This is a genomic window from Bradyrhizobium sp. LA6.1 (genome assembly GCF_040547805.1).
GTDB classification, from domain to species: domain Bacteria; phylum Pseudomonadota; class Alphaproteobacteria; order Rhizobiales; family Xanthobacteraceae; genus Bradyrhizobium; species Bradyrhizobium barranii.
Genome location: NZ_JBEPQK010000006.1, coordinates 335,067 through 347,840, shown reverse-complemented (window position 1 = coordinate 347,840; position 12,774 = coordinate 335,067). Strand labels below are relative to the sequence as shown.

At 62.0% G+C, this 12,774-nt stretch carries 12 protein-coding genes; 7 read left to right on the top strand and 5 right to left on the bottom strand.

What is annotated here, in order from left to right:
• Positions 1-40: 40 nt before the first annotated feature.
• Together nhaD and ABIB99_RS18495 are read right to left on the bottom strand one after the other, a co-directional pair.
• Complete coding sequence (gene nhaD, locus ABIB99_RS18500; protein WP_071915184.1) at positions 41-1,318, bottom strand: sodium:proton antiporter NhaD; 1,278 nt, start codon at positions 1,316-1,318, stop codon at positions 41-43.
• 22 nt (positions 1,319-1,340) lie between these two features.
• Positions 1,341-2,213, bottom strand: coding sequence for an NAD(P)-dependent oxidoreductase (locus ABIB99_RS18495; RefSeq protein WP_354117347.1), 873 nt, complete (start codon positions 2,211-2,213; stop codon positions 1,341-1,343).
• 205 nt (positions 2,214-2,418) lie between these two features.
• Here ABIB99_RS18495 and ABIB99_RS18490 point away from each other — a divergent pair, with 205 nt between their 5' ends.
• The 4 genes from ABIB99_RS18490 (at position 2,419) to ABIB99_RS18475 (ending at position 6,261) form a co-directional block, all read left to right on the top strand.
• Positions 2,419-2,856: a VOC family protein gene (locus tag ABIB99_RS18490; RefSeq protein WP_354176947.1), complete on the top strand. Its 438-nt coding sequence runs from the start codon at positions 2,419-2,421 to the stop codon at positions 2,854-2,856.
• A gap of 108 nt (positions 2,857-2,964) precedes the next feature.
• Entirely contained in the window at positions 2,965-4,107 is a 1,143-nt protein-coding gene (locus ABIB99_RS18485) for an Mrp/NBP35 family ATP-binding protein (protein ID WP_166094096.1), read from the top strand.
• Positions 4,108-4,300: 193 nt separating this feature from the next.
• The gene (locus ABIB99_RS18480; RefSeq protein ID WP_014496209.1) at positions 4,301-5,392 is read left to right on the top strand and encodes a TRAP transporter substrate-binding protein; all 1,092 of its coding nucleotides are present in this window, start codon (positions 4,301-4,303) and stop codon (positions 5,390-5,392) included.
• A gap of 524 nt (positions 5,393-5,916) precedes the next feature.
• Positions 5,917-6,261 (top strand): YunG family protein, encoded by a 345-nt coding sequence (locus ABIB99_RS18475; protein ID WP_354176945.1) that lies wholly within the window; start codon positions 5,917-5,919, stop codon positions 6,259-6,261.
• 125 nt (positions 6,262-6,386) lie between these two features.
• Here the strand turns inward: ABIB99_RS18475 and ABIB99_RS18470 are convergent, their stop codons facing one another.
• Both ABIB99_RS18470 and plsY read right to left on the bottom strand, forming a co-directional pair.
• Positions 6,387-6,989, bottom strand: coding sequence for a TrbC/VirB2 family protein (locus ABIB99_RS18470; protein WP_354176944.1), 603 nt, complete (start codon positions 6,987-6,989; stop codon positions 6,387-6,389).
• A gap of 331 nt (positions 6,990-7,320) precedes the next feature.
• Positions 7,321-8,007, bottom strand: a complete 687-nt coding sequence (gene plsY, locus ABIB99_RS18465) for a glycerol-3-phosphate 1-O-acyltransferase PlsY (RefSeq protein ID WP_354176942.1) — start codon at positions 8,005-8,007, stop codon at positions 7,321-7,323.
• A 256-nt stretch (positions 8,008-8,263) separates the two neighbouring features.
• On the opposite strand from plsY, the gene ABIB99_RS18460 reads away from it, so the two are divergent.
• Entirely contained in the window at positions 8,264-8,449 is a 186-nt protein-coding gene (locus ABIB99_RS18460; protein WP_354176940.1) for a hypothetical protein, read from the top strand.
• 76 nt (positions 8,450-8,525) lie between these two features.
• Here ABIB99_RS18460 and ABIB99_RS18455 read toward each other — a convergent pair whose 3' ends face one another.
• On the bottom strand, positions 8,526-9,383 hold the full coding sequence (locus ABIB99_RS18455) for a hypothetical protein (RefSeq protein WP_063984030.1): 858 nt from the start codon (positions 9,381-9,383) through the stop codon (positions 8,526-8,528).
• A gap of 465 nt (positions 9,384-9,848) precedes the next feature.
• Here ABIB99_RS18455 and ABIB99_RS18450 point away from each other — a divergent pair, with 465 nt between their 5' ends.
• The gene (locus tag ABIB99_RS18450) at positions 9,849-11,612 is read left to right on the top strand and encodes a cache domain-containing protein (RefSeq protein ID WP_354176938.1); all 1,764 of its coding nucleotides are present in this window, start codon (positions 9,849-9,851) and stop codon (positions 11,610-11,612) included.
• 131 nt (positions 11,613-11,743) lie between these two features.
• The gene (locus ABIB99_RS18445) at positions 11,744-12,697 is read left to right on the top strand and encodes an ABC transporter substrate-binding protein (protein ID WP_502917504.1); all 954 of its coding nucleotides are present in this window, start codon (positions 11,744-11,746) and stop codon (positions 12,695-12,697) included.
• The last annotated feature ends 77 nt before the right edge of the window (positions 12,698-12,774 follow it).

Below are 12,774 nucleotides of genomic sequence, written 5' to 3'. Positions count from 1 at the left end.
ACGTTAACCCGGCGTTAATTTTGAACGCGCGCAGTGCCGGTCAGTGCAGTGCCGCATGCTGGGCGACGTAGACCACCGCGCCCGCCAGATAGCCCGCGAGCGCGGGGATGGCGATGCGGCGGGCGTACCAGAGGAACTCGATCCGCTCGAGCCCCATGGCGGCGACGCCTGCGGCCGAGCCGATGATCAGGATCGAGCCCCCGGTGCCGGCGCAATAGGCGATGAACTCCCAGAGGAAGCTGTCGGTCGGGTAGTGGCCGAGGTCGTACATGCCCATGGTCGCCGCCACCAGCGGCACGTTGTCGATGACGGCGCTGAGCAGGCCGAGCACGACGACGATGACGTCCTGGCGGCCAATCGTCGCCTCCAGCCAGCGCGCCAGCATCGACAGGAGGCCCGCATGTTCGAGGCAGGCGACCGCCAGCAGAATGCCGAGGAAGAACACGATCGAGCTCATGTCGATCCGCGTCAGCGCATGCGCGAGCGTCAGCGGACGGCGAACATGCTCGTCCTTGTCGCGGTGAACGACCTCGCCGACCAGCCAGACGATGCCGAGCCCGAGCAGCACGCCCATGAAGGGCGGCAGATGCGTGACCGCCTTGAAGGCGGGCACGGCGATCAATACGCCGAGCCCGAGATAGAACATCAGGTTGCGCTCGAACGACCCGACGAGCTGAACTCCGTCGTCCTTGGGTGGCGGCGCGATGGTCTTGCCCTTCACCAGAAGGCTGATGAAGGCGAGCGGCACGAGCAGATTGACCAGCGAGGGCAGGAACACCGAGCCCATGATCTTCAGCGGCGTGATCTGCCCGCCGATCCACAGCATGGTCGTGGTGACGTCGCCGATCACGGTCCAGGCGCCGCCGGCATTGGCGGCGATGACGATCAGGGAGGCGAACAGCAGGCGGTCGTCGCGCCTCGCGATCAGGCGCTGGATCAGCGAGACCATCACGATGGTGGTGGTCAGATTGTCCAGGATCGCGCTGAGGAAGAAGGTCACGAAGCCGATCAGCCACATCAGGCGGACCTGGCTCGTCGTGCTGATGCGGGAGGTGATGACCTCGAAACCGTCGTGGGCGTCGATCACCTCGACGATGGTCATCGCGCCGATCAGGAAGAACACGATCTGCGCGGTGGAAACGACGGATTCGTCGATCTGCCGGCCGACCATGGCGTGGTCGCCGATCGTGGCCGCGTAGATCGCCCAGAGCAGCCCGGCGCCGATCAGCGCCGTGGCACTCTTGCTGATCCGGAGTGGGTGTTCGAGCGCGATCGCCGCATAGGCCAGAACGAAGATGACGGCGATCGCGATCAGCAAGGCGGGATCAGTTCGACAGGTGTCAGCGGTTCAGGCGCGCGAGCAGGCTCGACGTATCCCAGCGCTTGCCGCCCATCTTCTCGACCTCGGCGTAGAACTGGTCGACCAGCGCGGTCACCGGCAGATTGGCGCCGTTGCGGCGGGCTTCGGCCAGCGAGATCGAGAGGTCCTTGCGCATCCATTCGACCGCGAAGCCGAAATCATACTTGTCCTCGTTCATGGTCTTGTAGCGGTTCTCCATCTGCCAGGACTGCGCTGCGCCCTTGGAGATGGTCTCGATCACGGCGGCGACGTCGAGGCCACTCTTCTTGGCGAAGTGGATACCCTCGGAGAGGCCCTGGACCAGGCCCGCGATGCAGATCTGGTTGACCATCTTGGTCAGCTGGCCGGAGCCGGCGGGCCCGAGCAGCTTGCACATCCGCGCATAGGCGCCTGTGATGATTGGCTCGGCGCCGGCATAGGCGCCCTCGGCGCCGCCGCACATCACCGTCAGCACGCCGTTCTCGGCGCCGGCCTGGCCGCCCGAGACGGGAGCGTCGATGAATTTGAAGCCGGCCTTGGTGGCGGCAGCGTCGAGCTCGCGTGCGACCTCGGCGGAGGCGGTGGTGTGATCGACGAAGGTCGCGCCCTTCTTCATGCCGGCAAACGCGCCGTCGGGGCCGATCGTGACCGCGCGCAGATCATTGTCGTTGCCGACGCAGCACATCACGAAATCCTGGCCCTCGGCCGCGGCCTTCGGGGTCGCCGCGGTCTTGCCGCCGAACTTGTCCGCCCATTCCTTCGCCTTGGCCGCGGTGCGGTTGTAGACGGTGACCTCATGGCCCCCTTTTTTCACGAGGTGTCCGGCCATGGGGAAGCCCATCACGCCGAGACCGAGGAAAGCGACTTTAGCCATGTGTGGTACCTTGTCCGTAGTTTGGGTTTTACGGTTTTTGCCGGGCGAGGGGGCGCCTGGTTCCGCTATGAGGGCGGATTAGGAGCGCACCATAAACCCTTGAGGCCAGAGGGCAACGGCTTCGTTTGGCAGCCGCCTGTGCTAGGATGGCGGGACTTAAGGTCTTACATAAATTAAGGTCCTACATAAAAAAGGGAGCGAAAGCATGGGCGGCGTGAGCGTTGGTGTCCTCGATCATTTCAACATCCGGACCCGGAATCTGGCCGAGACGGTCCGCTTCTATCAGGACGTGCTGGGCCTGGAAAAAGGCGCCCGGCCCGATTTCGCCTTCCCGGGGGCCTGGATGTACAGCGAGGGCAAGGCGGTGGTGCACCTCGTCGATATTTCCCCGACCTCGGAGCCACAAAAGCCGGATTCCGGCGTTGTCCACCATGTCGCCTTCGTCAGCCGCGGTTTCGACGGCATGAAGCAGCGATTGGCCTCCAAGGGCATGAAATTCGACTCCCGCCAGGTGCCCGGCGGCGACCTCTGGCAGATCTTCGTCCACGACCCCAACGGGGTCATGATCGAGCTCAATTACGAGGCCGCTGCGGAGCAGGGGGCTGCCCCCGCGGAGATGGCAGACGATATCGGCAAGCAGTAGCCTTTTGGCCGTTTCCGCTCTAATGGGGCATCCTCAAGCCTTGAGCGTGATCTGATCGGAAAGCCGCTCCACACTTTTCCGGATCATGCTCTGTTCAGGAGATGCGCTTTGAGCGTGACGCAGCAACAGGTTCTCGACAGCCTCGCCAGGATCAAGTCGCCCCGCGGGGTCGCGCTCACCAATGCCAATGTGCTGAGCGCGATCAGCGCGGCCGACGGCAAGGTGTTCTTCTCGATCAACGTCGATGCCGCCGAGGCGCGGGCCTGGGAATCCGTCCGGGCCGAGGCCGAGGCCGCGGTGCGCGCCATTCCCGGCGTCACCACCGTGATGGTGGCGCTGACCGCCGAGCGCAAGCCGGGTGCCGCACCGCCTCCGCCGCCAACGCCGAGCCGCGGCACGCCGGGCGTGCAGCCGGTCCACGCCCACAAGCCACCGCCGCAGGGCGGCGCCCAATCGCCGATGGCTCGCCAGTCCGAGATTCCGGGTGTCGCTGCCGTGATCGCTGTTGCCTCGGGCAAGGGCGGCGTCGGCAAGTCGACCACCGCGCTCAACCTGGCGCTGGGCCTGCGCGACCTCGGCCTCAAGGTCGGGCTGCTCGATGCCGACATCTACGGCCCCTCGGTGCCGCGGCTGACGGGCCTCCACGAGAAGCCGGCGCTGGACGGCGAGCGCAAGATGATTCCGCTCAAGCGTTTCGGCCTCGCCATCATGTCGATCGGCTTCCTGGTGGAGGAAGAGACCGCGATGATCTGGCGAGGTCCGATGGTGATGTCGGCGGTGACGCAGATGCTGCGCGACGTCGCATGGGGGAGCCTCGACGTGCTCGTGGTCGACATGCCGCCGGGCACCGGCGATGCCCAGCTCACGCTGGCGCAGAACGTGCCGCTCAAGGGCGCCGTGATCGTCTCGACCCCGCAGGACCTGTCCCTGATCGATGCAAGGCGGGGGCTTGCGATGTTCAGGAAGGTCAACGTGCCCGTTCTCGGCATCGTCGAGAACATGAGCTACTTCCAGTGCCCGCATTGCGGCACGAAATCGGATATTTTCGGCCATGGCGGCGCGCGCCACGAGGCCGAGAAGCTCGGGGTACCGTTCCTGGGCGAGATCCCCCTGCACATGGCGATTCGCGCCACCTCGGATGCCGGTAATCCCGTGGTCGACAGCGAGCCGGACGGCCCTCATGCGGCGATCTATCGCGCCATTGCGGGGCAGGTCCGGGACCAGCTCAAAGGCGTTATCGCCGCGGCCTGAGCCGGTCTTTTGGGGACATGCGACTTTCGTAGAGCCCCGTCATGCCATTGTCGCGTTCCGAAAGCGGGGCTTCCGTGTTAAAGGCCACGGCAGTCAAGCCCCTTCGGTTCGACGCGACAAAAACGCGTCGCCGGAACGAGCGGCGACAACGAGGAAGTTTAGGGGAAACGCCCCAACAAGGAGAGACCTGAAGATGAAGCGTCGTGATTTCCTGAAAGTGTCGGCAGCAGGCGCGGCGGCGACCGCCGCGGTGGCCTCGCCGGCGATCGCGCAGTCCATGCCCGAGATCAAGTGGCGCCTGACGTCGAGCTTCCCGAAGTCGCTCGACACCATCTATGGCGGTGGCGAGCAGCTGGCGAAGTACGTCGCCGAGATGACCGACAACAAATTCCAGATCCAGGTGTTCGCCGCCGGCGAAATCGTCCCCGGCCTCCAGGCGCTCGACGCGACCTCGAACGGCACGGTCGAGATGTGCCACACCGTCTCCTACTACTATGTCGGCAAGGACCCGACCTGGGCGATCTACGCCTCGGTGCCGTTCGGCCTCAACGCGCGCCAGCAGAACTCCTGGTGGTACCAGGGCGGCGGCGAGCAACTCGGCAACGAGTTCTTCAAGAAGTCGAACGTGATCGGTCAGCCCTGCGGCAACACCGGCACCCAGATGGGCGGTTGGTTCCGCAAGGAGATCAAGACCGTTGCGGACCTCTCCGGCCTCAAGATGCGCATCGGCGGCATCGCCGGCCAGGTGCTCCAGAAGGTCGGCGTCGTGCCGCAGCAGCTCGCCGGCGGCGACATCTATCCGGCACTGGAGAAGGGCACCATCGACGCCGCCGAGTGGGTCGGCCCCTACGATGACGAGAAGCTCGGCTTCGCCAAGGTCGCCAAGTACTACTACTATCCCGGCTTCTGGGAAGGCGGTCCGACCGTCCACGCCTTCACCAATTTGGACAAGTGGAATTCGCTGCCGAAGAACTACCAGGCGATCCTCACCAACGCGATGGCCAACGCCAACAGCTGGATGGCCGCGCGCTACGACATGCAGAACCCGGCGGCGCTGAAGCGTCTGGTCGCCGGCGGCACCCAGCTTCGTCCCTTCACCAACGAAGTGCTCGAGGCCTGCCTCAAGTCGACCAACGAGCTGTGGGGCGAGATCTCGGCCAAGAACCCCGACTTCAAGAAGTCGATCGACGCCATGCAGGCCTACCGCTCCGACGAATATCTGTGGTGGCAGGTCGCCGAATACACCTACGACAGCTTCATGATCCGCTCGCGCACCCGCGGCTGATCTTTCGAAACGTCGCAAGACGACAGAGCCCGGCCTCGTTCGCGAGGCCGGGCTTTTTCTTTTGCAGCCAGCGGCCGTCCAAACAAAAATATGAAAAACAACCCCATGCACAGTAGAAGCGCGATGAGGGCAGGTTGCCCTGTGAATGCTGCCAACCATCTGGACCGTTGGGGCAAATCAGCAGGAAGGGGCAATCGTCGCGCGACCGGGGCCAACGCGGCGATTTTGCCTGATCGCGGCATCTGGAATGACATCGTCATTTGCCGCGCGTCCGTTCCCGCATCGTCATTGCGAAGAGCCTTTGGGAAGAAGCAATCCAGACTGTCACCGCGGATGGACTCTGGATTGCTTCCGCCTTCGCCGAGGCTTCGGCGGACAAGTCGCTACGCCCGCAATGACGGGTGGATGGAGTTGGGGCTCAACCCAGCAACGAACCCGTTTGACACGTCGGGCAAAACAGTGGCAAAAGGCTAGAATCGTATAATCCGAAATTGCAGCTTCGGTGCCGATTCCGCGAGGTGACGATGAGCTTCGATCCCGATGAGGTTCAAAGCGTGCTGCGCAAGGCATGGTCGCTGTCGACTTCCAGCCAATGGACGCCGAACAATCCGGCGGCAGGGCAGTGCAACGTCACGGCGCTGCTCGTTCACGAACTCTTCGGCGGCGAGCTGCTGAAGACGCCTCTGCCGGCGGGCGATCATTTCTACAATCGGATCGAAGGACGGCGGTACGACTTCACAGCGAGCCAGTTCGATCAGCCGATTGCCTACGTCGACTTGCTCACAGATCGAGCCGACGCAGAGCTGGGCGCAACGAGTAAGCAACTGGCTGAGCTCAGGGCGGTGTTTCAGAGGCACCGCGGCAAGTGAGGTAGAGTAAGCAGACCGTAAGATGGGTAGAGCGCAGCGAAACCCATCATCTCACTCCGGGTGATCAAACATGCTACCCCGATTGTTGTCTTGGCAGACCACGTGTCGCTTCTGTTCGTCGTCGGTCATCGGCTGTCACCCCCACACTGCTCCTTGATGCGCTCGAAGGCGTCGATGTATTTGGTGTAGGATTTCTTTGCCCGCGCACCGAGTGCGTAAGGCTGGCAGGCCTCATCGGGAAACGACATCTTGCTCACGTCGGAGTCCAGCTGTAGACGCTGCGAATTACAGAACGCCCGCTTCTGCGAACCGAAATGAAGAGAATAGGTGCATCTGTTGTCAGGCGGAGCATCGGCCGGCCCGCGGCAAGATTCCCACAGCTGATAAGTCCCGTCGAACATCGTAAAATCCAATTGCACAACGTTGAAGCCATCCTTCTCCTGACTTGTGGAAAGAAAGACGCATTTCTTGTCTGGAATCTGCCGTATCTCAAGACGCATGCGCCGGTCGCCGAACTCTTCGAGTGTGACGGAATCATCCGCTGTATTCGTCAGCTTGTACGAATCCTCACCGAACGGTCCATGAATGAGCATCGCGACATCCGGCAAAATCGCGGCAGCATTCGATTGTCCGGACTGCGCATGGCTGTTCGATGCGATGCAAATCGTTGCGGCGAGAGCAAGAACGATCCGGCTCAGTGCGCTGCTCCAAACCAGCTTTCGCTTCATGTGACTGGACCCCAGGTGCCGCAGCGGACGTCCGCGCGGCACCCGTCGATGATGAACCGCTCAAGCGTGATTAGGTTGTACAGGAAATTGACACAACCGATAATGCGCGGAATGCTCAATTTTGAATGAAGCGGGTGCAGGGCGCATGCCGCCATCAAAGAGTGGCACTATCGCAACCCGGATGAGAGCCAATGGCTCTACGCATTTGCTGGCTGGGACGGCAGTGACCGCGTCAAGATGACGGCGACAGCACTTGGAGCACTGGAAAGACACGTGCAGGCTTCCATCGAATATCGGAACGGAGATTGGCGGCTCCTGGGGCCGCAATAGGCTAGACCTGCGCGCCTGCTTTCGTATCCGAGCCAGTTCGACCCAGGCGCGGCTCCGTCCCTGCCAACAGCCGTTGGATGTTGGCACGATGGCGAACGATCACATAGATGCCGCCTCCGATCACCAGCAGCCGATAGGGCAACGGGTGCTCGAAACCGCAGACGAGGGCGATCGCCGTCAGTGCAGCGAGGATCGAGCCAAGGGAAACAATCCGGGTCATCGCCAGCACGATGCCAAAGGCCGTCGCAGCACCCAATCCCACCGGCCACGACATCGCCAGCAAGACGCCCAGCCCGGTCGCGGCGGATTTGCCGCCTGTAAAGTTCAGCCAGATCGAGCGGCTATGCCCCAGCAGCGCGGCAATTCCGGCCAGGCCAACAGCCCATGGCACCCAAACTTGCAGATCAAGCGCTGCCGGCGGCGTCGGTGAAAGCTCCGTAGAGAGCCAGGGACAGAACGAGCGGGCAACGAGGATGGCCGCCGCGCCTTTCAGCACATCGGCGATGAGCACCACCAACGCAGGCCATTTTCCAAGAGTGCGCAAGACATTCGTCGCCCCGGTGGATTTGGAGCCATGCTCTCGAATATCGATGCCCCTAAGGAATTTCCCCGCCAGATAGCCCGTGGGTATCGAGCCGAAAAGATAGGCGACCACCAACCCGGCTGCGCTCGCTGTCCAGAAGACCATGGGTTCGATTTCCAATTTCCACAATCAGTGTTCTATCGCGGGGTTTGTTTGACCGCCATGGGGATGCTCTTGAACCTCATCTCGGCCAGGAACGTCAAACTCTGGACGCTTCAGGATGCTTGCCTTGTCCCCCAGCTTGACCGGCCTTTTTCACATACCAACGCTGATCTTTGCATGGATCGCTACGCTCGCAATCGCGGGCGGGCCGCTGCTTTGGAGGTTCCTGAACTACAGGCCGGTGACGCGGTGTGTGATCTTGCAGGCTGTGTCGAATGTTGTCGCGACAGGGAGCTGGCTGACGTTTGGCGCCGCCACGATCAACGCCTATCAGCGCGGTTTGATCTCGGTGTTCACGAGTATCCTCGCCGTGGCGCTCCTGTTTGCCGGAGCGGCGGGTGGCTCGTTCCTGACCGCGCGCTGGTGTCCCGACGAACAGCCCTGATGCGCGATACGCGCGGATCATTGGCGGGTGGGTTTCGTTTCGCTCCACCATTCTACGCACTGATGCGAACGCCGATCTACAGCTGCGGACCAGACAGTCTAACCTCTCGCTCGGCGCGGAAGACATTGCCATACAGGTTGCTGATCCATTGTCTTCCGCTCGAGGTTACGTTCAAATAACGGATCGCCGTCGGGACTTGCGGTGCGACCTTGGTCCAGTAGAACTGCGGATATTTGTGCACCACGTCCGCGGGTGTGGCGTATCCGAGCGATTTGTTGAGCCCTATCTCTTCGAATTCATAGAAGAGCGCATTTGATTTCTTCATGTAGTTCGGATCGCCGAGCTGGCCGATCAGATCAGCGGCGCGCAGCAACAAACCTTCTTCCTCGTCCAGATCATCCTTGAGTTCGCTCGTTGGTGCGTCTGTATAGGGAAAGCGGGTATATTCGATGGCTTGGGCAACGCGCGCGGCGTCGATCTGGTCGACTGCGTCGAGGCGCTCCACCGCGAACAATTTTGAGCGATCGACGTGATAGGGCGCAAGCGCTGCATCGGAGGAGCCGACCGGCAACTCAACCGTTCGGCCGGTACCATCAACGACATAGGCGCCCTCCTGGTCTCCGTAGATGACGCCCCGAACGTAGCCGATGTCGTGGATCAGACAGGCCAGGATAAAGTGAGCGTAATCGCTGGCCGTGGTTTGCCTCAGAAGTGAGCGGCCGATCAGGATGTCGTGCCCCACCAGCGTGACCAACAGGGTGTGCTCCACGTTGTGATACAATGCATCGCTGTTGCCGATACATTCCAGGGCCAGCTTCGCCGCGTAAGGGAGCAATTCCGGCAAGCTGGCATGCGATGAGCCGAAGCGGCCTTTTGTCTCCGAGATGAGGAACGCACCGAGCGCCTGGGACGTCAGTTCTGGAATTGTTATCATGAGCAAGGTCCTCGTCGACGAACCCCCAGTAAGCCTGCTGCAGGATCAGGAGGGAGAGGAGGCCACTGGAAGAATGCGACGCCGAGCTGGAATTTGCCGGGCGCCAGCGAACTGAAAGGCGACGTCGCCGCCTCGAATGGGGCTGGACATGACGTGAGGCCAAAGGCGGGGGTGATGCTTGACCTAGATCAACGTGGCTGCGGCGCATGCTACGTCTGCCCGGCAGCAATGCCCGTTTAGGGTGGTCAAAAGCCGGCGTGCGGCGCGAAGGCCAGTCAGCCGGAGGCTGACATCGGCGGACAATTCAGCCATGGCGCCAATTTGTCGCCTGACCGCGTGGCTGGTCCGCCCTAGAAAGCGCGAAGGGTGCACCGGTACGCTCGGGTTCGAATGAACTCCACCCGACGGCGGAGCGACATGTTATTCTGGCTCATTGTATTTATGTGATTATCAGGAGACCGGATCATGATTCCTCAGGATCGGTTTCGCGGCCTTTTTCATAAATATCTGTTCGCGCTTTTCGTGGCTGTCGCGATCCCACTTGCATTCAACGGCGTTATTGAAGCGTGGTTCGGCTATCGCGATCAGCGCGCGAGGCTCGACCAGTGGCTTAGCCTCCAGTCCGCATCCGCAGCCGCCGAAATTCACGATTTCATCCACGGCATCACGAGTCAGCTTGGCTGGCTGGTTCAGCTTCCATGGAGTGACGAGTTCGACGAACGCCGGCGGACCGACGCGTTGCGCCTGCTTCGACAAGCGCCCGCCATCGTCAGTCTCACACTCCTCGACGGCAATGGCCTGGAGCGTCTCTACATCTCGCGGATCGGCCTCAATCGTATCGAGAGCCGCACGGACCGATCAGCCGATCCCGCCCTGGTTGGCGCCCGCGCAGCTCAGATCTGGTTCAGCGACGTCAGCTACAATCGAGGCTCCGAACCGTACTTGACGGTTGGGATTGCCGGCAACCGACCGGCTGTCGGCGCAGCCATAGCCGAAGTGAACCTCAAGCTGATTTGGGACGTGATCTCGGCGATCAAGGTCGGAAAGACCGGCTCCGCCTTCGTCCTGGACCGATCGGGTCGCCTGATCGCCCATCCCGACATCAGCCTCGTGCTCCGCGGGGCGGAGGAAGCAACCTCAAAGCCATTTCGGGCCGTGCGGGACGCGATAGGGTCGAAAGCGGGCTTCGCAACGAGCCGGGATGCACAAGGACACTATGTTGCCGCCAGCGCTGCTCCCGTACAGGGCCCCGACTGGACAGTCGTGGTCGTGCAGCCGCTATCCGAAGCTTACGCGCCGATCTATTCCGCCCTGTGGCGGACGGCAATGCTTCTCGCAATCAGCACCATGCTCGCAGGCATTCTTGCCTATGCATTGGCGCACCGGATGACGGAGCCGATCAAGCTGCTCGAGGAGGGCACGGAGAGGATTGGTGCCGGGTCCTTTGACCACCGCATCTCAATCCACACCGGTGACGAGTTCCAGCGTCTTGCAAACAGTTTCAACAGAATGGCTTCCGAGTTGGCGCTGGCGCAGCAGCACCAGGAGCGCATCGCCAAGCTCAAGCGGTTCCTTGCCCCCCAGGTCGCCGATCTCGTCGATCGAGCCGGCGATGACAGCGTGCTGGACGGCCGCCGTACGGAAGTCGTCGTTGTCTTCTGCGATTTGAGGGGGTTCACCGCGTTTTCAGCGGGCGCCGCGCCCGAGGACGTCATGAGCGTACTGTCGGAATATTATGAAAGCCTTGGCAGGGTCATCACGAAATTCGAGGCAACGCTGATCAATTTCTCCGGCGACGGACTGATGGTGCTGGTGAACGCACCTGTCCCGGTCGAAGAGCCTGCATTGAGAGCCATCGATCTCGCCGTCGACATGCAGACGAACGTGCAAGCCCTCATCGCCGGCTGGCGATCGCGTGGCTACCACATTGGTTTCGGAATCGGCCTTGCCAGCGGGCCGGCGACTGTCGGCCGGATCGGATACGAGGACCGGCTCGACTACACCGCCATTGGAAGCGTCGTGAATCTTGCGGCCCGGCTGTGCGCATCTGCCGCAGACAAGGAAATCCTGATCGACGCCAAAGTCGCCGCCGACGTCAAGGGCAGGCGGCCCGTTGAGGATCTCGGGGGCCGCGAGATCAAAGGATTTGACGAAGCCATTCCAGTCTTCGGAATATCCTTCGAGGCTCTCGAGCCGAGTGGCCGCGGGATGCCCGGCACAATCCGCTAGAGACTGTCCGCGTATCCGGGGCTATGCTCCGGCAAACGGCTGACGGCAGCGGGTCCGTGGGCATGAGGTGCGCCAACTCTGAAGCAGCAACGCTACGCAGACGCGCCAGACGGCGTGATTTTCTTCTTTGGATGGCAGGCGCCGCGACGTGGACGACCGTCTCGTATGGGCAGAAGCCCTCCATGCCGGTCATCGGATATCTTTGCCCGGAGTCACCCGAGCTCTTTGGCAGTCGACTTGAGGCTTTCCGACAGGGACTGGAGGAAGCCGGCTTCGTCGAGGGGCGCAATGTGGCGATCGACTTTCAGTGGGCCGCTGGACAATATTCTCGATTGCCAGCCCTGGCTGCCGAATTGGTCGCCAGAAATGTAGACCTGATCGTGGCTCCTGGCGGGGCTCCCGTGGCACTTGCCGCGAAGGGTACGGGTACGACCAAGACCATCGTGTTCGAGATGGGCGGCGACCCCGTTCAGCTACGCGTGGTGGACAGCCTGTCGCGGCCGGGCGGAAACATCACGGGAGTATCGAGCCTGAGCGTCGATGTGTCGCCAAAGCGGCTTGAGCTGATGCGCGACCTGTTGCCCACGGCGACCAGATTGGCGGTGGTCGCCAACCCGACAAGTCCGACCGCACCCTCACAATTGCAGAAGCTTCAGGCGGCCGCAGAAACCCTGCGGGTTCAACTGCAGATCTATAGCGCAAGCAAGGAGGATGAATTTGAATCCGTGTTCGCTGCCGTGGTCAGGGACGGGCCAGGCGGAGTTGTGTTTACCTCCGACCCCTATTTTGCATTTCGCAGTGCCCGGCTGGCGGCTCTCGCGATGAAATATCAATTGCCCGCAATCACGCAGACCCGAGACTTTCCCGTGGCTGGAGGTTTGATGAGCTATGGGGGAGATTTCACGCAGTCGCACCGTCGCGCGGGTATCTATGCCGGACGCATTCTGTCGGGCGAGAAGCCTTCTGATCTTCCAGTTCAGCTCGTCACGAAGGTGGAGCTCGTTGTCAATTTGAAGGCAGCGAAACTGCTCGGCCATCCGTTCTCTGCAGCAGTCATTGCCGGCGCGGACGAGGTGATCGAGTAAACCATCATGGGAACGCGCCCAGATCGGCTTACACGAACCTGACAGGGGCGCGGGCGAGCCTGCCACGCGCTTTTTCG

What these genes read in the sequence shown, in the direction of transcription:
- ABIB99_RS18450 (WP_354176938.1), top strand. Translation starts at nt 9,849, where the DNA reads ATGATTCCTCAGGATCGGTTTCGCGGCCTTTTTCATAAATATCTGTTC.
- ABIB99_RS18495 (WP_354117347.1), bottom strand. Translation starts at nt 2,213, where the DNA reads ATGGCTAAAGTCGCTTTCCTCGGTCTCGGCGTGATGGGCTTCCCCATG.
- ABIB99_RS18455 (WP_063984030.1), bottom strand. Translation starts at nt 9,383, where the DNA reads ATGATAACAATTCCAGAACTGACGTCCCAGGCGCTCGGTGCGTTCCTC.
- ABIB99_RS18470 (WP_354176944.1), bottom strand. Translation starts at nt 6,989, where the DNA reads ATGAAGCGAAAGCTGGTTTGGAGCAGCGCACTGAGCCGGATCGTTCTT.
- ABIB99_RS18490 (WP_354176947.1), top strand. Translation starts at nt 2,419, where the DNA reads ATGGGCGGCGTGAGCGTTGGTGTCCTCGATCATTTCAACATCCGGACC.
- ABIB99_RS18480 (WP_014496209.1), top strand. Translation starts at nt 4,301, where the DNA reads ATGAAGCGTCGTGATTTCCTGAAAGTGTCGGCAGCAGGCGCGGCGGCG.
- ABIB99_RS18445 (WP_502917504.1), top strand. Translation starts at nt 11,744, where the DNA reads ATGGCAGGCGCCGCGACGTGGACGACCGTCTCGTATGGGCAGAAGCCC.
- plsY (WP_354176942.1), bottom strand. Translation starts at nt 8,007, where the DNA reads ATGGTCTTCTGGACAGCGAGCGCAGCCGGGTTGGTGGTCGCCTATCTT.
- ABIB99_RS18475 (WP_354176945.1), top strand. Translation starts at nt 5,917, where the DNA reads ATGAGCTTCGATCCCGATGAGGTTCAAAGCGTGCTGCGCAAGGCATGG.